The sequence below is a fragment of the Streptomyces sp. NPDC000941 genome, assembly GCF_053599555.1.
This window is the reverse complement of sequence record NZ_JBSFMM010000034.1, coordinates 35817-62098: the sequence shown is the minus strand read 5'-3', so window position 1 is coordinate 62098 and position 26282 is coordinate 35817. Positions and strand designations below refer to the sequence as shown.

At 71.4% G+C, this 26282-nt stretch carries 17 protein-coding genes and 4 pseudogenes; 9 read left to right on the top strand and 12 right to left on the bottom strand.

Going from position 1 to position 26282, the window contains the following annotated elements; translation table 11 throughout:
• Positions 1 to 69 precede the first annotated feature (69 nt).
• Positions 70 to 1182 carry a glycosyltransferase gene (locus tag ACWDSL_RS13940; RefSeq protein WP_450484998.1) on the top strand — a complete coding sequence of 371 codons (1113 nt, stop codon included), beginning with the start codon at positions 70 to 72 and terminating at the stop codon, positions 1180 to 1182.
• 56 nt (positions 1183 to 1238) lie between these two features.
• Complete coding sequence (locus ACWDSL_RS13935) at positions 1239 to 1511, top strand: hypothetical protein (RefSeq protein ID WP_450484996.1); 273 nt, start codon at positions 1239 to 1241, stop codon at positions 1509 to 1511.
• 51 nt (positions 1512 to 1562) lie between these two features.
• Here ACWDSL_RS13935 and ACWDSL_RS13930 read toward each other — a convergent pair whose 3' ends face one another.
• The 8 genes from ACWDSL_RS13930 to ACWDSL_RS13895 form a co-directional block, all read right to left on the bottom strand.
• On the bottom strand, positions 1563 to 2678 hold the full coding sequence (locus tag ACWDSL_RS13930) for an acyl-CoA dehydrogenase (protein WP_450484994.1): 1116 nt from the start codon (positions 2676 to 2678) through the stop codon (positions 1563 to 1565).
• Positions 2679 to 3272: 594 nt separating this feature from the next.
• A complete protein-coding gene (locus ACWDSL_RS13925) occupies positions 3273 to 4502 on the bottom strand; it encodes a TIGR02679 family protein (RefSeq protein ID WP_450484992.1) in 1230 nt (409 codons plus the stop codon).
• 86 nt (positions 4503 to 4588) lie between these two features.
• Positions 4589 to 8770 carry a TIGR02680 family protein gene (locus ACWDSL_RS13920; RefSeq protein ID WP_450484990.1) on the bottom strand — a complete coding sequence of 1394 codons (4182 nt, stop codon included), beginning with the start codon at positions 8768 to 8770 and terminating at the stop codon, positions 4589 to 4591.
• Positions 8763 to 9980: a TIGR02678 family protein gene (locus tag ACWDSL_RS13915; RefSeq protein ID WP_450484988.1), complete on the bottom strand. Its 1218-nt coding sequence runs from the start codon at positions 9978 to 9980 to the stop codon at positions 8763 to 8765. Before ACWDSL_RS13915 ends, ACWDSL_RS13920 begins: the two co-directional genes overlap by 8 nt.
• On the bottom strand, positions 9977 to 11533 hold the full coding sequence (locus ACWDSL_RS13910; RefSeq protein ID WP_450484987.1) for a TIGR02677 family protein: 1557 nt from the start codon (positions 11531 to 11533) through the stop codon (positions 9977 to 9979). The genes ACWDSL_RS13915 and ACWDSL_RS13910 overlap by 4 nt, the downstream gene beginning before the upstream one ends.
• 515 nt (positions 11534 to 12048) lie before the next feature.
• Positions 12049 to 12342, bottom strand: coding sequence for a DUF1330 domain-containing protein (locus tag ACWDSL_RS13905; RefSeq protein WP_450484985.1), 294 nt, complete (start codon positions 12340 to 12342; stop codon positions 12049 to 12051).
• Between the two features lie 33 nt (positions 12343 to 12375).
• On the bottom strand, positions 12376 to 13809 hold the full coding sequence (locus ACWDSL_RS13900; RefSeq protein WP_450484983.1) for an MFS transporter: 1434 nt from the start codon (positions 13807 to 13809) through the stop codon (positions 12376 to 12378).
• Positions 13806 to 14168 carry a MarR family winged helix-turn-helix transcriptional regulator gene (locus ACWDSL_RS13895; protein ID WP_093872151.1) on the bottom strand — a complete coding sequence of 121 codons (363 nt, stop codon included), beginning with the start codon at positions 14166 to 14168 and terminating at the stop codon, positions 13806 to 13808. Before ACWDSL_RS13895 ends, ACWDSL_RS13900 begins: the two co-directional genes overlap by 4 nt.
• A gap of 194 nt (positions 14169 to 14362) precedes the next feature.
• Between ACWDSL_RS13895 and ACWDSL_RS13890 the strand changes: the two genes are divergently transcribed.
• Positions 14363 to 15223 carry a transposase gene (locus ACWDSL_RS13890; RefSeq protein ID WP_450484981.1) on the top strand — a complete coding sequence of 287 codons (861 nt, stop codon included), beginning with the start codon at positions 14363 to 14365 and terminating at the stop codon, positions 15221 to 15223.
• 141 nt (positions 15224 to 15364) lie between these two features.
• Positions 15365 to 16111, top strand: a complete 747-nt coding sequence (locus tag ACWDSL_RS13885; RefSeq protein ID WP_450484979.1) for a class I SAM-dependent methyltransferase — start codon at positions 15365 to 15367, stop codon at positions 16109 to 16111.
• Positions 16112 to 16165: 54 nt separating this feature from the next.
• Here the strand turns inward: ACWDSL_RS13885 and ACWDSL_RS13880 are convergent.
• Positions 16166 to 16294 (bottom strand): annotated as a pseudogene (locus ACWDSL_RS13880) (transposase); the annotation flags it as partial.
• 144 nt (positions 16295 to 16438) lie between these two features.
• Between ACWDSL_RS13880 and ACWDSL_RS13875 the strand changes: the two are divergent.
• Positions 16439 to 17782, top strand: a complete 1344-nt coding sequence (locus ACWDSL_RS13875) for an endonuclease domain-containing protein (RefSeq protein WP_450484977.1) — start codon at positions 16439 to 16441, stop codon at positions 17780 to 17782.
• 179 nt (positions 17783 to 17961) lie between these two features.
• Here ACWDSL_RS13875 and ACWDSL_RS13870 read toward each other — a convergent pair.
• Both ACWDSL_RS13870 and ACWDSL_RS13865 read right to left on the bottom strand, forming a co-directional pair.
• Positions 17962 to 18088, bottom strand: a pseudogene (locus ACWDSL_RS13870) (aminoglycoside phosphotransferase family protein); the annotation flags it as partial.
• 62 nt (positions 18089 to 18150) lie between these two features.
• Positions 18151 to 19371, bottom strand: a complete 1221-nt coding sequence (locus ACWDSL_RS13865) for a metallophosphoesterase (protein WP_450484975.1) — start codon at positions 19369 to 19371, stop codon at positions 18151 to 18153.
• Between ACWDSL_RS13865 and ACWDSL_RS13860 the strand changes: the two are divergent.
• The 4 genes and pseudogenes from ACWDSL_RS13860 to ACWDSL_RS13845 form a co-directional block, all read left to right on the top strand.
• Positions 19358 to 19984, top strand: a pseudogene (locus ACWDSL_RS13860) (site-specific integrase); the annotation flags it as partial. The gene ACWDSL_RS13865 and the pseudogene ACWDSL_RS13860 overlap by 14 nt on opposite strands.
• A 167-nt stretch (positions 19985 to 20151) precedes the next feature.
• Positions 20152 to 21570: an SWIM zinc finger family protein gene (locus ACWDSL_RS13855; protein WP_450484973.1), complete on the top strand. Its 1419-nt coding sequence runs from the start codon at positions 20152 to 20154 to the stop codon at positions 21568 to 21570.
• 109 nt (positions 21571 to 21679) lie between these two features.
• Positions 21680 to 24079: a hypothetical protein gene (locus ACWDSL_RS13850; protein ID WP_450484971.1), complete on the top strand. Its 2400-nt coding sequence runs from the start codon at positions 21680 to 21682 to the stop codon at positions 24077 to 24079.
• A gap of 179 nt (positions 24080 to 24258) precedes the next feature.
• Positions 24259 to 24435 (top strand): annotated as a pseudogene (locus tag ACWDSL_RS13845) (integrase core domain-containing protein); the annotation flags it as partial.
• Here the strand turns inward: ACWDSL_RS13845 and ACWDSL_RS13840 are convergent.
• Positions 24432 to 25913, bottom strand: a complete 1482-nt coding sequence (locus ACWDSL_RS13840; RefSeq protein ID WP_450484969.1) for a nucleoside hydrolase-like domain-containing protein — start codon at positions 25911 to 25913, stop codon at positions 24432 to 24434. The pseudogene ACWDSL_RS13845 and the gene ACWDSL_RS13840 overlap by 4 nt on opposite strands.
• Between the last annotated feature and the right edge of the window lie 369 nt (positions 25914 to 26282).

The following is a 26282-nucleotide window of genomic DNA, read 5'->3' as shown; positions in this document are numbered from 1 at the left end:
TGCCGCGCGCCCGGCGCGGCACCCCACACCTCCCGCACACCCGGACCACACCGATCCAGGAGCACCCGCATGCGATGGCCACGCCCCCGACGACGCCCGGCTCCCCGCGCCCGACACCACGGGACCGCCGCGGCCCCCCGCATCCTCGCGCTGATCCCGGCCCACAACGAGGCCGAGCGCATCGCCGCCGCCATCGCGGCGCTGCACCGCCAGGACCGCCCGCCGCACCGCATCGTCGTCGTGGCCGACAACTGCACCGACGCAACCGCGGAGACTGCCCGGGCCAACGGGGCCGGCGTCATCGCGTCGCAGAACAACCGGCACAAGAAGGCCGGCGCCCTCAACCAGGCCCTCGGCCGGCTCCTGCCCGGCCTCGACGACACCGACATGGTCCTCGTCCAGGACGCCGACACCACGCTCCAGCCGGCCTTCCTCGCCAGCGCCACTGCCGCCATGCACGGCACCGTCGGAGCCGTCGGCGGCATCTTCTACGGCGAGAAGGGCGGCGGCCTCCTCGGCGCACTCCAGCGCATCGAATTCCACCGCTACGCCCGCGAAATAGCCCGGCGGGAGTTCAGGGCCGACGTGCTCACCGGCACCGCGACCCTCTTCCGCGTCGCGACCCTGCGCGAAGTCAGACAAGCCCGCCTCGACGGGCTCGTTGGCGGCGGCACCTCCTACTACTCCCTCGCCTCCCTCACCGAGGACGACGAGATCACCAAAGCCGTACGGACGCTGGGCTACCGCACCGTCTCCCCGCCCGGCTGCGGCGTGGTCACCGAGGTCATGACCAGCCTGCCCAAGCTCTGGCACCAGCGACTGCGCTGGCAGCGCGGAGCCCTGGAGAACCTGCGCGACTACGGCTGCACACCCGTCACCGCCCCCTACATCATCCGCCAGACCTTCATGGGCCTGTCTGTCCTCTTCCTCGCCCTCTACCTCGTCTTCACAGGGTGGATGCTGGCCCGGGGAAAGCCGGAGTTCACCCCCTTCTGGATCGCCATCGGCCTCGTCTTCGTCGCGGAGAAAGTGGTCACCGCACGCGGCGCCGGATGGAAGTCCCAGCTGCTGGCCGGCACGCTCGCCGTCGAGCTGGCCTACGACATGTTCCAGCACGCCGTCTACATCCGCTCCCTGTGGGACATGGCCCGTCGCAGGGAAGAGCATTGGCGCGCCACCTGAGCCGCATCAAGCTCACCGTTCATCGTTCGGCACCGTCATCGAGGGGCAGAGACCGCGTGTACGGAGGATTGCCACCAGCCGGGACGCTGGGCATCGGCGGGGCATCGGCGCTCTCGACGAAGGCCCTCGCCCGGCCCGGATCCGGCTTCCAGGCCCTGGCCACCGTGGTCGCGGCGACAACCCTCGTCATGGCAGGGACCTCCCTGTGCAAACTCCTGCCACCCCGGCGCCGGGTCGTCCACGCACTCACCGCCATACAGCCACCTCGATGGAACATCCGCGGCCGGCAACTGCCGCAAAGCGACCGGACCTGGGTTGCGGTGCCCTGACCGGACGCCGGGCAACCGGAGCGGCTGAGCACCTTCCGGTTGCCGCCGGGATCAGGCGATGGTGAGCGGTCCGCCGACCAGGTACGCCGCCAGCGGACCGGTCATCCGGGACCGTGCCGGCGGATGCAGGGCCAGCCCGTTGGCGCAGGTGGTGAAGTAGCCGACCTCATCGGAGGCCATGGAGTCGTGGTCGCCGAGCAGTTCGACCGCGCGCGGGACCACCCGGGAGAGGGCGTCCTGCACGCTGTACCGGACGTACAGCGAGTGGGCGAGCGTCGACTCGTCCGGGCCGCCGTCGTCGATCCGGCGGGCGACGCCCTCCGCGGCCGACATCGCGCCCTCGGCCTCCACCAGCAGAGCGACCCGCTCGGACTCGGGCACCCGGTTGTCGAGCAGCACCCGCTCGACCAGTGCGCTGGCGGCCCCGAGGTGGCTGCCCGTCATCAGCAGCTGGAACCAGACGGAGCCTGCGGTCAGCAGTACGTCCAGCTGCCCGTCGTCGGGGGCCGAGGTGCGCATCAGCAGGTCCGTCGGCACCGGTACGTCGTCGAGGGTGACCTGCTCGCTCTCCGCCCCCGCCGCGCTGACGCTCAAACCCTCGCTGTCCGCGGGCACCAGCGCCAACGCCAGTTCCTCGCCCGGGCCGTCCCCGCGGAGCATGACACTGACGCTGAGCAGGTCCATCGACCGGGCCAGACTGCACGGGCGCGTGACCCCGCTGATCCGCACCCCGTCGCCGTCGGGCTCGACCGTCGCGGTCATCGAGGGGGAGAAGATTCCGGCGCCGGTGCGCTCCTCGGCGAAGCCGAACGCCACGAGGCTGTTGCCGGAAGCCACACTCTCGACAAGCATCGACGCCATGCCATCGTAGGTGGTGGCCAGATCGACCAGGGGGGCCATCGAGAAGTGGTGGATGGTGGTGGCCACGGCCAGCGACAGTGACCTGCTGCCCACTGCGCGCTGCACCCGCAGGGCGTCCAGGGCGGTGGCTCCCCGCCCCTGCTGGGGGATCGGCACCAGCAGCCCGGGGCCGCCGCTGTCGCGGAAGAGCTGGATGCCGGGGCTACTCGGGCCCTCCAGCTCCATGCGGGGTACCGCCGCCAGGCTCTCGTCCAGCCCCGGCAACAGCTTCTCCACAGTGGCGCGTTCCCGCTCCAGAAATCGCATGTCCTCCCCTGTCTTCCCCCGGGACGACCACCCGGTCGGTGGCCCAGGCCGGCTCGCAGCGCCCGGGTGGCGCGCGGCAGCTGCCACACCGCCCCGGGGCCGGGCCGGCCCTGGAAGGCAATGTACTCGGGCAGCACCGCGTGCGGCGCCCCCTTCTGTGTGTAGTCGAGCTGCGTCGCGGCCGGATAGATCCTGTGCCGTTCTGAAACTCATCGCATGTCGTCGGCCGCGAAGACCGCGTCGAAGGATTCGGTGTGCCTCGCGTCCCGGTCGCGAAGCAGGAAGCGTAGCGAGTCCACCCGCACGCCGAACTCAGGCCGGCGCTTTGATGATCTCGATGCCCGCGGCCTGGAACACGGCGTCGAAGGCGTCGGTGCTATCTGCTGTCGCGGTCTCGGATGAGGAAGCGTGGTGAGTCCATGCGTATGCCCAGGTTCGGTCGCGAGGTTGCGGGCTTGCTGGGGCGCCGGCCGCAGCGGGCGGCGAAGGGGGCGGTCGCGGGTGCGGAGCCCCGCAGTGCACGACCTCCGCACCGTCGCTCCGAGGAGCGGGGGCGGATCACCTGCCACCGCTGCCTCATCGTATGAGAACGCCTCATTCGATGAGATCGGACAGCAGGTCGGTCAGCACTGTTTCCTCCTCGATGCGTACCCCGAGTGCGGTGAGGGCCGGGGCCAGCAAGGGTTCCCAGGGGGAGTCGGTGGGAGTGCCCGTGAGCGGTCCGGCGAGCGGGGCGGCCTTGGCGGCGTTGCGGTAGTCGGCGGCGGTGAAGCGCCAGGGTTTCCAGGGGACGCGGCGTAGCAGACCTGTCGCGATACGCAGGCCGCCCCAGTCGAAGTCCCCGTGGTACAGAAGGTCGGCTCCCTGGGCGTGCAGTCGGCGCAGCAGGGTGACGGCCGCGGCCGAGGGCTGGCCCTGGAGGCAGATCAGGGGAGGGCATGCGGGCCCGTAGGCGTCGGCTGCCGCGGACAGCACGGCAGGGTTCTCGCAGACCCGGATGGCCGTTGCCGAGGTCACCGGCGGACGTCGGCTGAGCTGGCGCAGGGTGAGCACGGCGGGTTCGCCGGCATCGGCCATCCAGTCGAGGGCGGGTGTTCCCCGCAGGTTCAAGGTGAGGACGGTGGAGGACAGGTCGTCCTTGAGGAGTCCGGCCGCTGCCCATGCTTCGCGGCGCCATTCGGCCCCGGAACCGTCGGGGAAGCCGGTCATCGCACGGGCACCGGACAGGACGAGGGTGGCGAGCGGCGTGCCGTCGTCCAGGGCGTGCGCGGCGCCCAGCACCTGGGCCGCGAAAGCGGGCAGGGACATGGCGGGCTCGGCGGGGAGACCGCTCAGGGCCGTCACGGTGTTCCGGATCAGTGCGGCGGCTGCCTCGGGGTCGCGCTCCAGGCGGCGTACGAGCCCGTCGCGGCGCAGGCGGTCGCGCCATTCGGCCAGATCCGGTCCGAGCACGTCCAGCGGGCTGTGGACCTCGTTCCACATGCGTGTCTGACGGGCCTGGGTTTCGCTGGTCATCTCCACAGGGCCGGTGAGGGCGAGCACGGCGGCCTCCAGCCCCTGGGGACTGATCCCGGAGCGGCGCAGCACACCGTCCACGGCGTCAAGTCGTACGGTCAGCGTCCGTCCGGCCCCCGGCGCGCGTCCCAGCAGCCGCTCCGCGGCTTCGCGTTGTGCGGGGCTGGGGTCCGTGAGGCCCACCGGGCCGGTCAGCGGCTCGCCGCGGGCCAGTCGTCGGCGTGCGCGGTCCAGCAGCCAGCTCAGCTCGGGCCGGCCGAGCAACCGGCCGAGGCGGGCCCGGTCGATACCGTCGAGGGCAGCGGGCATGTGTTCCCGGGGCCGCTGAGGTACCGGCACTGGAACGGGGACGGCTGCGTGGCCCGCCGGTCCCTTCCCTGCCTGGGCACCTGAGGTCATGTCCACAGCGACTCCTGGCCGTGGCCGCCTCCCCGCCCGCCGGCGGTGGCGGCGGAAGGATCTTCCTCCGGGACAGCGGCGCCCGGCTGCGGGAGGCTCGCCGGCTCTCGTCCCCGCGTCCGCTCGCTGCCGTCCCATTCCCAGCGGGTGACCAGGACCGCGGCGAGCTCGTCCATGCGCGAGAGCTGCGCGATGGCGATCCCGGGGACCTGGGGGTAGCAGGCCCACTCTCGTTCGCTGGTCATCACCACATCGAGGTCGAAGGCGTGCAGCAGCCCGAGGCATTTGGCGCGGGAGTCGTCGTCCACCCCCGCGAACGCCTCGTCGAGCGTGACCAGACGCGGCGCGTGCGGGCTGGCTGCCGTGGCGTAGTGCGAGGAGGCTGCCGCGAACAGCGGCACGGACACGGCGAGCACCCGTTCGCCACCCGACGCGGGGCCGGTCGCCGGGACCCAGCGGCCGTGCTGGTAGCGCTCGATGCCGAACTCGTGCCAGGAGCGGTAGTCGAGGGCCACCGTCAGGTTCTCGAGCCAGCTCCCCGAGTTGTCCTCGGTGCGCCGGCGGGCGATCTGGGTCTGGAGGAACGCCCCGACCACTTCCCGGTCGCGCGGCGACCAGGCGTCGGCGGACTGGCGCAACCGCTCCCGGACTCCGGGGAGACCTGCCGGGGCCTTGCGCGAGGGCCGCCATACCAGCCGCAGCTTCATACCGGTGGAGGTCGGCCGTTCCTCCAACTCGGTGTTCATCGCCCGGACCTGGCGCTCGGCAGCGCTGATCAGCTCCTGGAGGGTGCCCGCGACCTCGGTCAGCAGATGGGTCTCCAGGATCTCCCGCTCATGTACGGACAGCATCCGCGTCAGCTCGGCGACCTCGGCGGTCAGTGCCTGGGCCAGTTCGGGCACCGCCCGCGCCCGTCCCTGATAGACGATGTCCACCACCATGCCGTCTTCGACGATGCGGGCCGAGGCGGTGTGGCCGTTCCTGGACAGTGCGTTCTGGAGCTTGGTGAACTCCTCGCTGAGGTTTTTCTGCACCCGCTCCCAGGCACCTTCCGAGTCGTCGGTGCCGGAGAGCTCCGCCTCGATGGTGCGGGCCAAGGCCACGGCCGGGGTCGGTGCCCACGGGCCGCCGTCCGTGTCCGGAACGGGTGCCTCGGGCAGGGCCACGGCGAGGAGCCCGGTCGCGGTGAACCGCTGGAGTGCGGCGATGGCGCCCGCTCTGGCCGTGATCGCGTCGCCCAGATCTCTCTCCAGTTGGTCGATACGGCCTTCGGCGCGGGCAGCTGCTCTGTCCGCTTCGGCCTGTGCGTTGTGGGTCTGCCGCTTCTCGGACTCACAGGCGCGCATGGCCTCCGCCGTCTCGGCCAGGCGCCGTTGGAGATCGGCCACCGCGGCGCCGACGGTGGAGCGCAAGGTGGTGTGGCGCTCCTCGGCGGCTGCCGCCGCGCGGGTCGCGTCCTCGACACGCTGTGCCAAGGTCCGGGCGCGGGTGGTGGCTTGCTCGGCCTCGGCTCGTTCCTCGGCGACGGCCCGGCCCGCATCGGCGCGTTCCCGCAGAGCGGGCCACAGGGAGGCCAGCACCACGGCGTAGTCGGCGTGGGCCTGGCGTACGGCGGCCAGCCCTGCGGTATCGGCGGGGAGTGACAGGTCGGCCGCCGTGTCGGTGAACACCGCGGTGGCCTCGGCGGCCTGTCGGTCCGCGGCTGCCAGTTCGGACAGGCGCTCGTCGCGCCGGGTGCGGGCGCGGCGTGCGGTGGCGGCGGCGGCCGTGGCGGCCGCGTGTGCGTCGCGGAGCGGCGCGTCATCAGGGACGGCTGCCATCTCGGCATCCAGGGTTCGCCGGCTGCTCGCGACCGCCGTTTGCTCCGTCCGTAGCTGTTCCGACTCCGCTTCCAGCCCGGTGATGTCGGTGCGCAGGAGGGCGATCCGGGACCTGCGCGCCTGTTCACGGGCGCCCTCGCCCACGTACTCGGCGGACGGTTTGGCCCAGCTGCCGGTCAGCGCTCCCGTACGGAACGAGCCGTCCGGGGACGCCCAGGAGCCGGCTCCTTGATCCTCCCGGCCGAGGCCGACGGACGCCAGCAGCCGTGTGACCGCCTCCTCGCTCACCACGGCTCGCGGATTGCCGTGGTCCACGGCCGGACGCAGCACATCGATGAGGGTGCGCCCTTCCGCGCCGCCGCCCGGCCCGTCGGCCGGCGCGAGCAGCACATCGTGGCCGCGCCGGTCGAGGGCCGTGCCGTCAGGGAACACCCAGGCGTCCAGCAACCCGGATGCCTCCAGCGCGGCTTCCAACCCGGCGCGCTCGCCGGCGCCGAGGTGGTCGCGGAAGTCGACCAGTCGCCACAGCGGCGCGCCGGGCGACCCCTCACGAACGCCCGGGGAGCGGGTGTACGGAGGTTCCGGCCCCCGCTGGCCGCCCGCCTCGAGGTCGGCGAGTTCCCGCCGGGTGGCATGCAGCCGTGTCGCCACAGCTGCCTGGGCCCCCGCCAGCGTGGCTGCCCGGTCGGCCAGTCGGGCACCGTGCTCGCGGTGCGCGGCGGCAGCCCGGTCCCGGGCCGGATAGGGGCCGGCAAGCCCGGTCACCCAGTCCTGGAGTTCGTCCAGCAGCCCGATCGGATCGGCGGGCCGGAGTTCGGCGCACCCTTCGAAGTATGCTCTGACCCGCTCCACCAGAGCTCGTCCCGCTTGCGAGGCGGCGTCCCGCACGTCGTCGAGCTGATGGCGTGTGTGGGTGACCTCCGACTCGGCCTCGTCAAGACGCCGGGAGGCTGCCTGCCGCTCGGCGGCGGCTTGCTCGGCCTGAGCGGCCAGGCCCTCCAGATGCGCCACGGCCCGCTGCCCCCGCGCCAAGGACTCCTCGGCCACATGTCGCACATCCGCCTCCGGCGCGCTGCCGATGGGCAGCTCGCCCATCAGCCGTGCGGCCTTCGCCGCCTGGCGCTCTCCGCGCAGGGTCTCGGCCACCCGCTGCTCGGCCGCGCCCAGCCGGTTGCCCGCTGCACCGAGCCTTGCCCGCGCCCGGCCATACAGCCGATCCGCCTCGTCCCGGTCCGACTCGGTACGGCGCAGCTCCGCCGTCGCGCGTGCGGCCTCGGCGGCCGACCGGTCCAAGGCCTGAGCACTGCGCATCTCGGGCCCCTCGCGCAGCGCGGTGTCCTGTGCCTTCAGCCGGGCAGCGGTCTCCTCCAGCACCGCGATCCGCGCCCCCGCCTCGTCCCGGCTCGCCTCGGCCCGCTGCCGCTCGGACTGCGCCTGCGCCAGGTCACGCTGCAGCTGTTCGTACCGGGCATGCTCACTTCGCGGCAGGCGCGCCCGGCGGCGGGAGGCGATCCGCGCATACCGCCGGTAATGATCGAGGAAGCCGGAGGCGGCCCGTTCGGCTTCCGCCGCCGCGCGCAGTTCCTCCTTCTCCTCGTCCAGGGAACGGAACGCCTCGGCGACGTCCGCGATCACCGCCTGGTCCATCGGCGGCAACGCCTCGGTAAGGGCCTTGGACAACGCCGCCTCGTTCGGGCGCTTGGACAGCTGGGGCTGACGCAACTGGATCAGGAGGTCCACGAGGGCCGCGTACCGCTGCTCCCCGAGGCCGAAGAGAGCCTCGTCAACGGCCCTGCGGTAGGTGTTCGCCTGGTCGTACACCATGCCACGCCCGGCGACCGCATCGGCCAGCCGGTCCCGGGACAGCGCGGTGCCGGTGGCGTCGAGGAGGCTCAGTTCGGCGCCGATGCGCTGGTCGGTCACCGCGTACCAGTGGCGGGCGATGCCACGCCCCGAGACGGCCTTGAGCCCGCAGACCAGGGTACGGAAGCAGGCCTGGCCGGTGGTGGGGTCCATGCGGCCGAACTCGATCCACGTGTACCCGAGCCGTTCGGAGTGGGGGTGTTCACCACCCAGCAGAAGGTTCCACTCCATCCGCTTGTTCGGATCACCGTCGGGCTCGACCCGGCGCGCCGACAGGTCGCCGTCCAGCAGGAACGGCAGCGTGAGGGCGAGCACCTTGGATTTTCCGGTGCCGTTGTTGCCACGCAGCAGGAGCCTGCCGTCACGGAACCAGAATTCCTCCACGTCGTAGTAGAAGAGGTCGACGAGTCCGATGCGCAGAGGGCGCCAACGCCCGGGCACGGGGGAGGGGAGGGCGGTCAACGTGGTGTCGCCTTTCAGCCTGCCGTCACTCATCTGCGCTCGCTTTTCCGGTCGTACGGATGACGGTCTCGCCAACCGCGTACCTGGCCAGCGCCGGAAGCGGGACGACACCGTCCGCTGTCGGAGACACCAGACGCAGCGCCGTCAGTTTCCGCAGTGCCTGCTCGACCAGTTCCTCCTCGGCCCCCGGCTCCCTGGCCGACTTCGACCAGAACCCGGCGTGCTCGGCAGCGAGCCCGCGCACATGGGCTTCCAGCTCCGCCCTGCTGACCGGCCCGCCCGCGGCGGCGAGGTGTTCGGCGAGCAGCAAGCTGACGTGACCGTGAGTACCCTGCTCCGGCATCCGCACGTCGGTGAGGTCGTCGTAGGGGTCGACCATGGCGATGCCCTCGGCGCGTACTTCCGCCACCAGCCCGGTCAACTCGTTGATGCGCGCGGTGATGAAGCTCCGCTGCCGGGTCAGATAGGCGAGCTCCTCATCGGACAGCTCGTCGTAGTACAGCACCGGGTCATCGAGCAGGCGCCGGGTCAGCTTCCAACGGATCGCACGGAACCGGAGCTCGTCGCTGTCCAGGGCGGTCTCGGCGGTGAGCGCGGCGATCCGGGACTCGAAACCCTCGGCCCGGACCACGGACGGGCCGTGGCGGGCGGCGAGCAGCCCGGCCAGGACACGGCGCTCCACGTCGTACAGCACATCGCCCGCGCCGCTCACGTACGCGTCCTCGTCGCCCGCCACCTTGCGCAGCACTCCCAGCCGCAGCAGCAGCCGGACCACCGCCGCGAGGTCGAGGCGTTCGTCCCGCCGCTCCAGGGCGAAGGTCATACCGGTGGCCACAAGCTGTGGATCCGCCGCCTCCAGCACCACCTGTTCGGCGAGGCGGCCCAGCGCGATCTGGGCCTCACCGCGCTCCAGCACGGCCAGGGCCAAGCAGAGCAGCACATATCGGCGGCGGGTGAAGGGAGCCCTTGAACGGGACACTTCCCGCGCGGGGTGTGTGGGGTCGGTCAGAACGCCGGGCGTCTTGCGCAGTCGTGCGGACTCCGCGTCGACCTGCAGCGACCACCCGGTGTTGCGGCCGAACCACTCACGCAGCTCCTCCGCGTGGCTGCGAACCAGGCGGAACTCGTCCGCGTGCGGTCCGCGGGCCAGCAGCAGGGGCTCCTTCAGCAGGGCGCGCCCGGCACGCCGCAGCTCGTCCGCGTGCCGTCCGTCCAGCACCTCGGCCCTCGGCACGACCGTCACGGCGCATCTCCGTCTCCGGTCAGGTCGACGATCTCGATCAGGTGGTCGGGTCCTCTGAACACCCCTCCAGGAGTGTGGATCTCGGCCACCGTACCGTCCCGCAGGGCCGTCATCCTGATCTCCATCGAGCCGTCGTTACTGGTCGCGAAGGTGGCCCTGGTGTCCGGCCGCCAGGTGGCCAAAGCATCCCCGAGCAACTGGAGGAACAGCCCGAACGCGAGCGGATCCAGTTCCCCGATTCGGGACAGCCTGCGCTCGCCACCCGTCGCCAGCCGGGCGCGGGCGGCCGCGATCTCCTCCGCCTGCTTGACGGCGATCTCCGCCAGCCGCCGTCTGGCCTCGGTGCGGTCCTCCACTTTGCGGGGCTTCCCGCGCCGCTCGTAGCTGCCCGTGCGGCGCAGCTGCGGGCTGATCCTGAGCGGCTCGGCCTCGGCCCACGCGGTGGCCGGGGACACCGGCCGCCGCACGCGTTCCACGAGCGTATCCGCATCGATGGTGAGGTGGCGGGAAGAGTGCAGCCCGAAGGCGGTACGCCACAGCCGGTGGCGCGAGTCGTCGTCGGGAGACTCGGCGAACCAGCGTGCGAGCGTACGGAAGTCCGCCGACCGGTCAGAACGTCCCGAACGCCGCTCGTTCAGCGCCCGCACGACGGCCAGGAGCTGCCGGATGGCCCCCAGTGCCTGCCCGCGCAACAGCCGGGCCTGCGCCTGGCGGCCCTCGTCGGACACGAACCAGGAGGCCAGCCCCGACCAACGGGCGGACCACCGCTCGTACGCCCGCTCCTGTGCCTGTTCGGCTTCGTCGGGCGAGGCATCGGCGGCCTCACGGGCGGCGGCCAGGCGCAACAGCGGCCGGACACGGCCCTGCTCCTCCAGCTCGGTGATGAGCATCGCGATCCGGCCGCCGAGAGTGATCAGATCCTGGATGAACCGCTCCAGATACTGGATCAGCTGATCCTTGTAGGCGAGGAAGGACTCGACCTCCACATCGTGCAGATCGATCGTGCGCTGCAACGACCCCATGAACGCCCGCGCATTGTCCGCGAGGGCGGCGAACCGGGTGGTCAGCGCCTCCAGCGCGAGGTGCGTCTTCGCGGGATCGGGAACGTCCTCCGCCGCGATGACCAGGAGGGTCCGCAACTGCGTGATGATGTCGTGCAGCGCCACGGCCTGGAGTGCGCCGCGCCTGCCGAGCGCCGCATCGTACGCGGCCAGCGCCTCCTCCGCGGCCTCCCCCGCCTGGGTGAGCTGGTAGATGAACCGCTTCCGGTAGAAATCCTCGACCGCGGTGACCCGGGCCGTATCCGGGTCGGCCCGCAGATTCCCCCACTCGACGAGGCTGTCCAGCGCTTTCACGATCGCGTCCGGCTCCGCCGGCCGGTGCTCGGGAGGCAAGGTCGCATGGACATCCTCGGGGCGCAGATGCACCACGAACTGTTCTTTGGCCCTTATGAACGTCCCCATGACCCGTCGGTAGAGGATGGAGTTCGGGGCAGTGAGATGGGCGAACGGGGCGTAGGTGCCATGGGGAGCGTCGGACGGTGTGCGCGTCATCGCCTCGTATCATCCTTGATATTGCCTGCTTCGGCACCGGTTTCCGGTCACGTCTCCGGGGAGCAGTGAGCGACGCCCAGTGCGGACGGCGCCGGAGCCGTCGCGTGCGATCCGGACCGCAGCCATGTCGCGCAAGCTGGCGAATAGCTCCGGCGCAGGTGCAGTGACGCTGGGCCGGATGAAGCTTCAGACGTGGACTGGACGCATGCGTTGCTCGGTCAAGATGTCAACTTGCCGCTCGCGAGCAGCCCCTTGTCGTCCGCCGGCAGATGGGGCACTCCCGGGGCGTGAGCGCCATTCAGGCTGCTGAGCTGGGCGTTCTCTGTCGATGGTGAGGCGGTCGGGGCGGCGTGGTACTCGGTGAGCAGTCCATCGAGCACCTGCCGGCGCCTGACTGTGCTGGCACGCTGCGGCCCGGCTCATCGCCGGAGCCCGCACACCACCCGGCCCCGCCGTGTGCGCACCAGCCACCACGGCTCTGGAAGATGACAAGAACACGGAGCACTGGACCTCGGTCAGTCGATGCCTTCGACGACGCGGAAGTCGCGCTCGACGCCGTCGGAGAGGGCGACCAGCGCCTCCTGGTAGGCCGCACTCTCGCGCGCCGCGACGGCCTGCTCGAAGCTGTCGAACTCGATCAGGACGGTGCGCTCGGCGATTCCGGCGTCATGCGCCACGACCCGACCGCCACGGACGAGGACCCGACCGCCCCCGGCCTCGACGGCCAGGCGGGCCAGCTTGTTGTAAGCAGCCAGCTTCTCAGGATCTGAAATGGTGCGGTAGGCGCTGACCCAGTAGCCCTTGGGCATGGAACCTCCAGTGTTGGGATGAGTGCATCTGACTTACGGGTTGGTCTCGGACGAGCGTCGGCGGGCGAGAGCGAGGCTTGTCAGCGTCGTGATCGCCATGGCGCCGATGCCGACCAGCGCCGCGGTGGTGTAGGCGCTGTCGTCGGGGAAGAGGTGGCCGGGGCCGGTGCCCGCGGCGAGGATCAGGCCGCCGATGGCGCTGCCCAGGGAGTACCCGACACTGCGGACGACGTAGTTGAAGCTCATGGCGCTCGACGTCTCGCTCTTGGGGGTGACGGCCAGGATGACGCCGGGCATCGCGGCCGAGAAGCCGCCGACGCCGAAGCCGAGCACGCCCATTGCCGCGAACAGTTCGGCCAGCTCCGACCGGGCCGCCGCGAACAGGGCGAACCCGCCGCCGACCACGACGGCGCTGCCGGCCAGGAGCAGGGGGTCGGCGATCCGCGTCCGGACCCGCGGCGTGAGCTTGCCGGCGACGAACCCCAGCACCGAGAACGGGATGAGGACCAACCCGGAGACGAAGGTCGTCAGCCCGAAGCCGTAGCCGGCGCCGTGCGGCGTCTGCGCGTACCGGGTGATGAGCGTGAGCAGGAGGTACATGCCGATCCCGCCGACGAACATGGCGAGGTTCGCCCCGGCGACCGCCGGGTGCCGCACCGCCCGCACATCGACCAGGGGCGTCGTGCTGCGCAGCTCGATGACGGCCCAGACGCAGAGCAGCACCACCGCGACGACGGCGAGGCCCGCCGCCACGGCGAGGTGCCGGCTCCACAGATTCCGTTCGCCGGCGAGGAACAGCACCAGGAGCAGCGCAGCGGCCAGGACGACCGCGCCTGCCACGCCCACGTGGGCGGAGCGGCCTTCGGGGGCTTCGGGCATGGAGCGCCACGCGGCCAGGAGGGCGGCGGCGGTGACGACCAGGCCGAGGCCGTAGGCGGCCCGTACCCCGCCGAGCTCGGCGAGCAGCGCGGCCAGCGGGTAGCCGACGCCGGCCCCGATGATCGAGACCACCGAGATCAGGGCGATCACGGCCGCGCTGCGCTCCTCGGGGAGGTGGTCCCGGGCCACGCCCATCATCAGCGCCGTCAGCCCGAGCCCGACGCCCTGGGCCGCCCTGCCGGCCAGCAGCCACGCGAACGGCAGCGGCAGCACGGTGAGCGCGCTGCCGGCGACGACGACCGCCAGCGTGGCGAGGATCGTGGCCCGCCGGTGCGGGCCGGCTCCGAGCCGGCCCAGGACCGGCGTGGCGACGGCGCCGCTGAGCAGCGCGACGGTCAGCGTCCACTGCGCGCTGCCGAGCGAGACGTGGAACGAGGTCGCCACACTGGTGATGAGCGGCGTCCCGAGGCTGGCGACCGCCGCCACGACCAGAGCGATGAACATCAGGGCGGGGACCAGCAGCCGCGCCTCGGAACGCGCCACCGGGAACGCCTTCACCGCGACCCCGCCGACCGGCTGCCCGGTCACTGCTTCGGCCCTTCGCGGTCCTGGCTTTCGAGCTCTGCCAGATGCTTCAGCGCCGGAAGGGCCGCCACCAGCGCCTCGACCTCGTCGCCGGTGAGCTCGCCGATCAACCGCTCGAACGCGTGGACGCCCGCCTGGCGCCGCGTCCGGACATAGGAGGCGCCGGCCTCGGTCAGGCACACCAGCGTGACCCGCTTGTCTGACGCGTCGCCCCGCCGCTCGATCAGGCCGGACTCCTCCATCACCCGGACCAGGGCGGTCATCGCGGGCTGGGTGACGCCCTCGACCGCGGCCAGATCGGTGATGCGCCGCGGGCCGGTCCGGTCCAGGGTGGCCAGGGTGGCGGCGGACGTCAGGCTCATGTCCCGGGGCAGGCGTCTCGCGGCCCTGGTGGCCAGGCCGTAGAGGGCTGCCCCGATGGCGGCGGACGCGCCAGGAGCGGTGTCTTGACGACTCATGCTCGAAGCATAGCATTTTTATATTCATAGTTTATGGAAATGGCCGACTGGCGCGGGCGGCCTCGATCCGTACCCGCGATGGCCGGCCGCCGTCGCGGGTGCGGATCGAGTCGCCGCATGAGACCGAGGCCCGCTGGACGCGGCGCGGCGACACCCGCTGGACCGGCTACCTCGTGCACGTGACCGAGACCTGCGACGCCAAGCGCGTCAACGTCATCACCGACGTGGCCACCGCCGTCTCCGGCGCGGACAGCCAGGCCCTGCCCGGCATCCATGCCCGCCTCCGGCGGCTGCGGCCGCTGCCCGGCAAGCATCTGGTCGACGGCGGCTGCACCTCCGTCGCCGGCATGGACGACGCCGCCCGACTGCACCGCGTCACCCTCATCGGGCCGCTTCCGCCCAGCACCACCCCGCAGCACCGGGCCGGCGACGGCTTCGGCCGGGAGAACTTCATCATCGACTTCGACCGGCGCGAGGTCACCTGCCCCAACGGGCAGGTCAGCAGCAACTGGAAGGACCTTCCGGTGCAGGAGCCGACCTGGGTGACAGTCCGGTTCGACGCCCGCCAGTGCGGCCGCTGCCCCGAACAGGCCAAGTGCACGCCGGGGGCGTTTTGCAGCCTGTACTTCCCGACCCGCCGCCTGCACGAACTCCAGGTCAAGAACCGCGCCGACCAGCAGGATCCGGACTGGCGCCGGCTCTACGGGCTGCGCTCGGGGGCCGAGGGCAGCATCGAGGAGTTCGTGGACGGCCACCGCGGACGCCGGTGCCGCTACCGCGGCTTCGCGAAGACGGGCGATGACCGGGACGGTGTTGCCGCCCGCAGAGGCCGGCAGGATCATCGCCCGCCGGTAGCGCACGCTGTTCGTGCTGCCCTGCCGGACGATCTGCTGCAGCTTCTGCCCCTCGTAGTCGGCGATCCTGCGGACTTGAACCCGTGGTGTCACCACGTCTCCTGAGGCTGGATCGGGTCGATCGATCCCACCCGATCCCACCCGATCGCATCGGCAGCAAGACAGGACACCCGTGAACCAGTGAGCCTTCCCGGTCGCAGCACAATCGTGTTGACCGCCCCCGGCAGGCAGTGCTTGAGTCGGCGCGTGGACAGCATTTCTGCCAACCGGCGGTTCTGGAACCAGATCAGCAGCGCCTACCAGCACGAGCACGACCCGCAGATCGGCGCAACGCCCCGGCTGTGGGGTACGTACGCCATCCCCGACGCGCACCTGCACGCCCTGGGCGACGTCACCGGCAAGCGCGTCCTCGAACTCGGCTGCGGCGCCGGCCAGTGGTCCAGGGCGCTCGCCGCTGAGGGCGCCACCGTGGTCGGGCTCGACCTGTCCGAAGCCCAGCTCGCCGCGGCAGCTCGCGCGATGGGAGCGGCCCGCTACCCGCTGGTGCAAGGCGCCGCCGAACACCTCCCGTTCGCCGCCGACAGCTTCGACCTGGTGTTCTGTGACTACGGCGGGCTTAGCTGGGCGCCCCCGTACCTGGCCGTCCCGCAGGCCGCACGCATCCTGCGCCGCGGTGGGCGCCTGGTGTTCAACGTCGCCAGCCCATGGTTCGAAGCCTGCTACGACGAAGCCGCCAGCCGCGTGACCACGACGCTGCAGCAGGACTACTTCGGGCTGGACACCATCGCCGAAGACCAGGGCGAGGGCGCGGTCAGCTATCAGCTCACCTACGGCGACTGGATCAAGGTCCTGCGCGGTGCAGGTCTCGTGATCGACGACCTCATCGAGCCGCGGCCCGAACCCGGAACAGCCAACGGCTACAACCAAACCGACCCGCCTGACTGGGCATACCGCTGGCCGGCAGAAATGATCTGGGTAACCCACAAACCGTAAGCACCGCCGCACCGAGACGTGAAGGTATCCCCTCCCCGGTTGGCCCTAGAAGGTCCTGTCCCACGTGCCATCCGCCGACCAGCGCTGGTGCCGCTCATACACGGTCTTCCACGGACCGAAACGCGCAGGCAGATCCCGCCAGGGCACACCCGTGCGCTGCCGGTACAGGATCCCGTTGATGATCCATCAGCGGCGGTGGGGCGCGTGTTGTCTGCGGGGTCTGATGCTGGACGGACGGCCCAAGTCGATTCAGCCGATGGCCGAGCGCGGTGGCGGCCTGGCTGACTGGGCACCCGTTGCCGCGTTGCGAGCCGTTAGCCTGTCGGTATGTCAGAGCGTGTCATGCCCGGTTGCACGGACGGCCTGATCACCCTGGGTGCCGCGGACGCTCTGTGGGTCGATTTGACGGCCGACAGTGCCGTGCCGACGGCTTTTGGGGCATTGACCTGCTCTCCTGCCCATGCCCGGGTGGGGTACGTCCTGCTCGGCGGGCATGTGATGGCGACGGTGAGGGCGAGCGTCGGTCAGTGGAGTGTTCCGGAGGTTGAGGTGCGCCGGGCGGCCGCGGAACTGAACGCGGTGGGGATGGATCGGCAGGACTTGGTCCGCATCGGTCCGTTTCGTGGGGCGCCGAGGCAGGAGTCCGACGAGGAAACGCCGCTGCGTTGGCGCCGGCGCATCACGAGGGGACTGCAGGAGCTGGGCGGCCCCGAGCGGGCAGCACGACGTGAAGTCGGCCGGCCGTACCATCTGGCGGGGATCGACTGGCGACAGATACTCGTGGAGCAGACCCGCGACGGGACGCAGCGGACGTGGTGGCTGCCGCGCGCTGTGGTCAGGCTGCTCGACGCGGCCGAGCACAGCGAAACGCAGTGGGTGCACGCCGCGCGGACCCGCCGGGCAAGCGCATCCGCCACTGAGCCGCCCTTCCGCCCCCGGGAGGCCCGAGACGCCGAAGGTCGGCATACGGTGAGCCCCGAGGGCCCCACCGCCTCACCGCGCCCGTACAACGGAGAGCTGGAAGGCCAGCTGTACTCGGTGCTCAGCAGGAAGCCCGGTACCTCCCGCAGGGTGGCCGGGTGGGCGTGCGCCGTCTGCCGCACCGCGCCCGCCGCAGTCCTCGACCACTGCCACGAACACGGCTACGCGCGCGCCCCTGTCTGCCAGTCCTGCAACACACAGGAACGCCCCGACCACCTGTACAGCAACGACATCCGCGTGGCGAACCGCTACACACGCCTCTTCCACACCGACGCCGACGACTGGCTTCGCCACTGGCACCGCTGCCCCGGCTGCCGCGCGCGCACCACCCTGCCCCTGCCGCACCTCGCCGCATGGACCGCCCACATAGCCTGCCGATCGCTGCGCCCGACCCACCGCGCCCACGGCGGGCGCAAGCCCTGCGGTGTCCTGCGCGTGTCCTGGACGGGCAGTCAGAACGCGCCCCGTTCCTGCCTGCTCACTGTCGCAGTCGATTTCTGCCCCTCCGGCGAGCACCGTGTCCTGGCGCAAGTCCCCTACCGCGAAGCCGCCGAGCGGTTTGGTGTCTGGTTGGCCGAGACGGCACCTGCTGTGGCCGCCGCGGCCGGCCCTGACCGCTTGGACGGCCTCCCCGCTCAGTTCCGGCCGGTCATCGCGGATACCAGCGGCGAGGGCCTGGCACTGTTCTGAGCGGGCACCGGGGGACCTGACACCCCAACGTCACCTCGCAGCTGCCAGCTTCCGACACGGTCACCCCGCACACCTCAGCGAAATGCGGAGCAGAGTGAGTAAGGGCAGGCGATGCGCCCCAAGGAGCCGGCCTGTTCGATGCGTCAGAACGCACTCGTAGCAGTCGGGCCTGCGCAGGCTCACAGCCGGGATCTCAACACGTCGACCACGGCCCGGCGGGTACGGGTCGAAGCCGTGCTCGACCAGCCAGCGAATCGCCAGCAGGCTTCGCAACGACCACCACGCGCGGATCATGTCGAGGTCGATTGTCGACGCCGCATCCCTCGGCTCGTGGACTGTTCCAAGTGGATGTGTCGGCCCGTCGAGTGCTATGTCGAGGTGGGCAGGTGCGGGGAGCGGAGCACGAGCAGGGTGATCTCGCTGGGGGCGAAGACGCGGAACGGTGGGCCCCAGAAGCCGGTGCCGCGGCTGGTGTAGAGGAGGGTGCGGGGGCCGTGGTGGCTGAGGCCGGCGAGGGCGGGCTGGTCGATGCGGACGAGGTGGTGGAAGGGCCAGATCTGGCCGCCGTGGGTGTGGCCGGAGAGTTGGAGGTCGATGCCGGCGGCTGCTGCCCGGTCGATGAACTTGGGCTGGTGCGCCAGGAGCAGGACGGGTAGGTCGGGGTCGGCGCCGTTCAAGGCTCCGGCGAGGTGGGCGCGGTGGCCTGCCAGGCCGGAGGACTCGGCGGTGACGTCATCCACGCCGGCGACCACGAGGGTGTCGCCTCCGCGTTCGAGCAGCAGATGGCGGTTGCGCAGCGGCTCCCAGCCCAGCTCGTCCATCAGGTCGACCCAGCCCTGGGCCTCGCTGTAGTACTCGTGGTTGCCGGTGACGTATACACGGGCCCGGGTGGCCCGCACGGTACCGAGTGGGGCGGCCTGGGCGCGGCGGCGTTCGGCCGTGCCGTCCGCGATGTCGCCGGTGTGGCAGACCAGGTCGGCTTCCAGAGTGTTCACCGTCTCGCATACCCGCGCCGACCAGCGGGTGCGATCGAGCGGGCCGTAGTGGGTGTCGGTGATGAGGACGACGCGGATGCCGTCCAACCCGGCTCCCAGTCGCGGGAGTTGGACGTCGAGTCGGCGCACGCGTGGCACGCGGCGGGCCTCGGCGTACCCCCAGCCGAGCAGTACGGCGGTTATGCCGAGGACGGCCCAGGTGACGATTCGGGCCCGGTCCTGGCTCTCGCCGACGCCGACCACGGTCAGGGCGAGCCGCAAGAGGACGCCGAGCAGAACGGACCAGGTGAACAGAATCCAGCTGGTGCCCAGCAGGGTGTCGCCGGTGATCGCCGCCCGGTCCTGCTGGCGGCGGCCGTGGCCGCGCACCATCGCGAGCGGCATACCGATGAGGCCGAGGGTGAACAGGGCGGTGCCGGCCAGCGTGACGGGGAGCGGCCAGTGCTGGCCGCTGTGCAGGAGCACCCAGCAGGGCACGGCCCAGAGCAGGACGGGGGCGATCAGGGGGATGTAGCGCATCAGGCGGCGCAGTCGGCTGTGCCGCGGCGCTTGCGCTTCACTTTCGGCGGGCCGGGTGTTGCTGGTGTCGGTCACGCTTCCCCTCCCTGACCGGGCTGCCGTCTCGCGCACTGTATCGGGTCGCCTTGGGCCGGCCGGACCGGCGTTCAAGGACGTGGCGCCGGCGTCGGCGACGGACGACGAGATCGGCGAGGCCCTGGAACTGCTGTGGGGCAGTGCGGCGGTGAACACGTGGAACTCCCGCCGGGCGGGGGTGCTGTCCTGGCTCGGCTGGTGCCGTGAACGCGGTTACGAGGGGCCGATGGTGCCGGCCTGGGCGAAGCGGCCGGCGGTGCCGGACTCCGAGACTCCGGCCCGTTCGAAGATGGCGATCGACCGGCTGGTCGCGCGGCGCGAGGTGCACCTGCGGGAGAAGACGCTGTGGCGGATGCTGTATGAGACAGCCGGGCGGGCGGAGGAGATCCTGGGCGTCAACATCGAGGACCTGGACTTCGCCGGGCGCCGTTGCCTGGTCAAGGCGAAGGGCGCGCGGATCAAGGCCCGGCGCCGGGGCCAGGCGCGCGAGGACTTCGTGCTGGAGCCCGTGTGCTGGGACGCCGGCACTGCCCGGCTGCTGCCCCGGCTGCTCAAGGGCCGCACGCGCGGGCCGGTGTTCGTCACCCACCGCCGCCCGGGGCCGGGCAGGGTGGGCGGGAGCGTTCGGGTGGCGGGGTTCGTGCCCAGGGTGCGCGGCTACTTGCCGGCCACGGGGACTGATGAGCGAGGAGGCCGCCGATGGGGCGGATGGCGGTCCGAGTATGAGGCGGGTGCCGTGAGCGATGGGAGTGTCAGACCCCGGGTTTAATGTTCCGTCACATGCCTGCCGTCACTACGACGTACATCTACCGTGCCCCGTCGGCCTTCGATGCCGCCGTGCATGCCCTTGCCTTGCAGACAAGCGGGGGACGTACCCCGGCCGGGGTTGCCGCGAACCCGCACTTCTTCGACGGGGTCCTCACCGAACCCGAGGCGTCTGCGGCGGCGCTGCTCGCCGTCGCCGATGTGGCGGCTGCCCGGTACTACGATCCCCGGCTGCGCGGGGCCGCGAGCCTCGACCCCGTGGTGACGGCCGGGGGCGGCTGGCTGCGGTTCGAGTCGTTTTCCGGCTGCTGCGGCGTGCACGCCCGGCTGGACGTGCCCCCGGCCGGGCTGGACGGCGGCGAGGTGGGCCGCGGCACCACGAACGTCGACGTCAACCTCCCGCTGCGGGACGCCCTCGGGCGGCTGACTGGCCGTGAGCCGCTCGGCCTCACCGTCGGGCCCGACGAACTCGCGGTCCGGACGGGCGATGACCGGATTGTTGAGAAGAAGGTTCCGCTGCCCGACCGCTGGATACGCGGCTTCGCCGAGACACCGGTCATCACCTCCCAGTTCGACCTCCGCGCCGAGCTGCCCGCCGCCGAGGCGCTCCGCTTCCTGCGCACCCTCCCTCGGGCCGGTTCCGGCAACGCCTCGCGCGGCGCCGAGTGGGTCGTCGCCAACAACGGGCGAGCGCGCACCACGTCCCGGCCGGTGCCGGGGGCCGTGTGCCTGCCCGGGCCGCAGCGCCTCACCGCCCTGCGCCGCGTGCTGCGCCACGCGCGCGGCCTGCGCCTGTACGGGCCGCCGGTCACCACCCGCAGCGCCATGCAGGCCGCGGCGTGGGAGATATCCCTCCCGGCAGGCCTCCGACTGACGCTCACCCTGTCGCCCGAGACGGGCCGGGGATTCTCCGGGGAGGGAGCGGTGTTGGACGATCTCGCCGGGGCGGACGTCGAGGCCGATGCCGAGCTGCTGTCCGTCCTGCTCGCCTGGGACTCCCGCATCGACACCGCCGAGCTGGCCGCCGAAGCGGGGCTGACGGTCGAACGCACCCGTGCCGCACTCACCCGGCTCGGGGTGGACGGCCGTGTGGGCTACGACCCCGCCGCGGCCGCGTACTTCCACCGCGAACTGCCGTTCGTCCCGGGCCGGGCCGAGGATCACAACCCGCGGCTGCGGGTCGCACGCGCGATCGTCGCCGCGGGTGGCGTGCGCAGCCTGGGCTCTGGTCTGGCGGAGGTCACGACGGCCGACGGGCGCACGCACCGGGTCCGGAGTGAGGCGGGAACCACCCGTGGGGTGTCAGCGTGTACGTGCCAGTGGTGGGCCGAACACCAAGGCCGCCGCGGGCCCTGCAGCCACGCCCTCGCCGTGCGCATCTCCGGGACCGGGGCAACCACCCCTGGCAACACCGGAGCCGCCCGGGGCCGCTGACCACCGGACACACCCGCGCGGCGCGCCCTGAGCGCACCGCACCGCACCGCATCGCCTCGATCCGCGCCGCGCACCGACCGCACCGCCGCACAAAGGAGTGCCGCCCCACATGTCCGACCGCCCGCTGTTCAAGCTCATCGACAACGGCGACTACCACGCTGTCCCCGCTGCCCTGGCTGCCATGACCGTGGACGAGCGCCGCGCCGCCGTTCCCGAGCTGAAGGCCGCCCGCGCGTCGCTCAGCAGGGTCACCTGGGAGACCTACGACGACCCGCGTCGCATCGCGGTCCAGCTCGCCGGCGCGGGGTGCCTCGCCAGCGCCCCGGCCGTCGCCGAGTGGCTGCTCAAGGGCAAGACCCGGGTCACCCGGATACCGGGCTGGCGGCCCGACGAGGCTCTGGTCGCCTGTATGTTCGCTGACGGGCCCGACACCCGCGACACCGATTTCCAAGCCGAACTCGTCCGCCGTATCGCCGACAGCCGCTTCGACGGCGGACTGCCCTACTACGATCTGGTCGTCGAGCTGATCCGGCGGTCCGGCTGCCCCGTCCCGACCACCGACGCGTTCGTCCTCAACTGGGTCTGGGAGACCGCCGGCGACGAGCGCCCGCTCGCCGTCGTACTCGCGGACAACCCGTTCCTGCAGCCTCTCCTCCACCGCCTGTTCGAAATCGACGGGGTGTCGCGCTTCGCGAATCGGATCCCGTACTCCCGCGACGACCCGCAGCAATCCTGGCCTGCCGCGCTCGCGGCGCTGACCACCGATGGCACCCTCGACGCCGGCCGCCTCCATGACACGGTGCTCGCTTCACTGGTCCGCGGTACCGGAGCGGCCGCGGACGTCCGGTTCCGGCTGTGGACGCTGGAGAAGCTCGCACCCTCGGCACAGGAGTGCGCGAAGTACGAGGACGACTACGTCCGCCTGCTGCTGGACGGCCCGTCCACCGTCGCCGCCCACGCACAGCAGGTACTGCGCGAGGTGCTGACGCCTGCCCGGGTCATCGACGTGTCGCGTGATGCGCTGCTCCGCCCGGAGAAGAAACTGGTTCGGGCCCAACTGGCCTGGCTGGACCGGGTTGTCCGACAGGAGCCCGCGACCGCGGGCGCCGCGGTCGCGGTACTGGCGGAGGCCAGGGACGTGCTGCCGGACGCGGCGCTGAGGGAGCAGGTCGAGCGGCTGATCACCCGTCATTCTCCGCAGAGTGCCCAGGCGCCCGCGCCGGCCTCCAGTCCGGAGCGCGAACCCGACATGCCCCCGCCCCCGCCGCCCAAGGCAGCGCGGCTGGACGGCCCAGAGGACGACACCCCGGAGGACGTCGCCGCGGCCCTCAACGTCTGGTGGCGCCGCCACCAAGACGACGGCCCGTTCGAGGACGCCCTGCTGGACCGCCTGATCCGCCACGCCCACCAGGACGGTGACGGGTTCGCTGCCGCGCTGCGGGCGGGGATCGCCGATCACCTCGATTGGTTCTCTCAGGCCGGACACGAACCGTGGAACCTCCTCGGGGTGGCGGCGGCCGTGTGCGGGGTGCGGTGTCCGAGTAGCGGGTCGATGTACGAGACCATGGTCGAGATCCGGGGCCGGGAACTGGTCGATCGGCTCCAAAGGGGTGTCACGACGCCGTTCCCACTGGCCACCGCCACACACGACGACGGCACACTGGAGGCGGCCGTACTCGTCGCACGGATCGCCGAGTACGAACGACTGGAGGTTGAGCCCGGGCCGGTGGACCTGGCGCAGGCGCTGCTACGGGCCGTGCCAGAGGACGATCCGGACGTGCGCGCGGCCGCTGAGGCGCTTACTTCGCCCGCAGGGCGCCGCCTCGCAGACCGACTCCGAACGAGCGGACGAGACGCGGACCCGGCCGCCTACCCCGAACCGTTCGCCATCCTGCTGGCCGGGCCCGAACCCACCGAGGGGCTCAGCCCCGTTTATGCCCGCTCGGTGTTCCCCTGCCGCCCGGAGGACCTCCCGTGCGACCCGGACGTCCAGGCCGACTGGGCCTGGTACAACGCGCGCCGCAACGGCGCGCGTATGGACTGCCGGCACCTGGAGCGGCTTGCGGCGCTGCCCGGCCTCAAGGGCGAGGCGACGCACCGCGCACTGGCCGCAGGGCTGAACGATGACCGTCGCGAGCACCGTGCGGCCGCCGTGGACGCGCTGGCCATCATGGTCGCCCGCGGGGAGTTGGACCCGGCGCTCCTGGCCACGGCCCTCGGGGAAATGACGGCGCCGGTGGGCTCCCGCCTCGCCTCCGGGCTGAGCGACGCCTCGGCGGCGGTAGGGGCAAGGACGGTGTGGCCAGTGCTGTCGGGGTTCCTGTCGCAGCTGCTGCCGTCCGGGGCGAGCATCCATGGCCTGAGCGACCTGCTGGCGCTGGCAACTGACCTCGCCGCCCGAACCGGGGCGTGCGGGGTGATCCCCGGCCTGGCGGAGGTGGCGTCCCGGCCGCCGAAGTCCCGCCTGGTGAAGGAGGCACGCCAACTGCACGGCGTCCTGGCCGGGTGAAGACGGGCCGGGGGCGCTGTGGCGCCCCGGCCTTCAGTGATGGAGGAACACCCCCGTCGCTGTCGGCCCAGCGGGTCTGCGGCCAAGAGCCGGATGCTCGGAAATCGGGCCCGTCCGGTTCGGAGGGAGGCCGAGCGGAAAAGGCCCTGCCCAGCAGGGACCTCGCCGCTCGGCCGGCCCTACCCCACACCCTGCTCGACGAGTGGGCCTACTTACGGCCCTACACCAGCAACGACGAGCGCACCGCCGCCCTGACAGACTTCCTCCGCACCTACAACCACCGCCGATGCCACACCGCACTCGGCGGCCGGCCACCCATCAGCCGCGTAAACAACGCTCCGGGTCAATACATCTAGCCGGTAACGGTTACGACGACGCGTTGGTAGTGCTTGAGAGCAGGACTGCCGTCGTCCTTCACCTCGAGGACGAGATGGATGGTGGACCCCGGCGTCGCATCCGCGGGCACGGTGAAGGCCACGTTGGGCCGGTCGGTGTGGTTCAGGGACACCTCGCCGGGATAGGTGTCCGCGTCGGTGTACTGCCACCACTTGTACGACACACGGTCCCCGTCGGGGTCACTGGCGATGCCCCGCAGGGCGACCTTGGACCCCGGCTTGGCCTTGAGGTTCGTGTCCTGCTTCACCGAAGCCTTGGGGGCGTGATTCGCATCGGCATAGGAGGAGGCGCGACCCCAGTCGGCCCGAGCCGCGAAGTCGTTCTGGATGTCCTCGACCCAGCGGGTCTGGGGGTAGCTGCGGTCCGTCTGGTTTCCCGTGTAGGGGTTGGCGTCAGAGGTGTCCCCCCAGCCTGAGGCGTTCGGTGTGAAGCGACCGCCCCAGCCGCCGAACGTCGGGTCTTCCGACGACCGCAGCCCGTTGAAGTCCAGCAGGTGAAGGAACGCGGGGGAGTCCCCTTCGGAGATGAAGTCGTGGACGTCGTAGCCGGCGTTTTGGTTCTCCTCGCTGGCCTCCGGCCGCCAGCGCAGGTTCTCATCGTCCCCGGGAGTCGGGTTGCCGTCTCGGTAGGTGCGGTACTGCTTCAGCAGCGGGCCGTGGCCGTTGAGGAAGTTGTCCTCCATATAGGAGGAGCGAAGGGCGTACTGGAAGGGCTGTGGGACGGTCGGCTTCCAGGCGTAGGCGAAGCTCCAGAACTGGGACTGGTTGTCGATGACCTTCACACCCGGCCAGCTGGGCTTGATGTAGTCCTTCAGCGTGGCGTCTTGCTCGAGGATGTTGTAGAGCACCAGCTTGCTGTTGACCTTGCGCTGGATGGCGTCCCACTTCTTGGTGCCCGAGTACTCTGCCTCGATCGACTTGAGCGCTCGGGCGACGGTATTGAGCCCGCCCCAGGCCTGCACGTACAGCGGCCCAGGCTTGTTGTCGAGGATGGCCTTCTTGATCAGATCGGATCCTGCGGTGGGGTCGGCCGTATCGCTGACGTTCGCGATGTTGCCGATCTTGTACAGCGAACGCAGGTGGTCGGGGGAGGGGTAGCCGGCCGCGTGCTTGCGGAGGTTGGGGTAGATCTTGGCGTAGCGGTCGAGGTAGTCGTTGACCCACTTCGTTCCGGTCCAGCGGTACGGCTTCACCGTGTCGCCGTCGCCTGCCCAGTGGAAGCGGGAGCTGGTCAGGACGATGCCGGCGGTGTCGAATTCGTTGGCGTAGTAGAGGTAGCGGATGAACGAGTCCATGTCGTCGACCTCGCCATCTGTCGTCAGGATGACGCGAGGCTTTTGCTGATGGCCCGATCCCGTTGTCGTGGAGAGCGTGCTGGTGGAGACGTTGGGTGCTGCCTGCGCTGCGGCCGGCAGGACGGCCGCGGTGAGGGCGACCAAGGTCGCGATGGCAAGCCTCCGACGTCGGCGAGGGCTTGAGGCATGTGCGTACATGTGTCTCCCTTGTTGGAGGTGCGGGCGACGCGGGTCCGGTGGATTCCGGCGGGAGGTGCAGGACCTCTCGGCGGATGTCGTGCGGCGCCTGCCGGCGTGTCTGCTGGGTGAGGTGCCGATGGCGGGTCGCCGGCGCCGCGTTGCCTGGGGCGGTGGCGCAGAGGGGGTCGCCCCTGGCGAGGCGTAACGGACGCTGTTGTTGAGGCGTCGTCGTTCGCGTTTTTTGAGGCCGGTGATCGACTCGGTGGCTGTCTGTGGGCGGCAAGGGTGAGTTTGGCGGTGTTGAGATGTGTGTGGCAGCCAACTCGCCGCAGC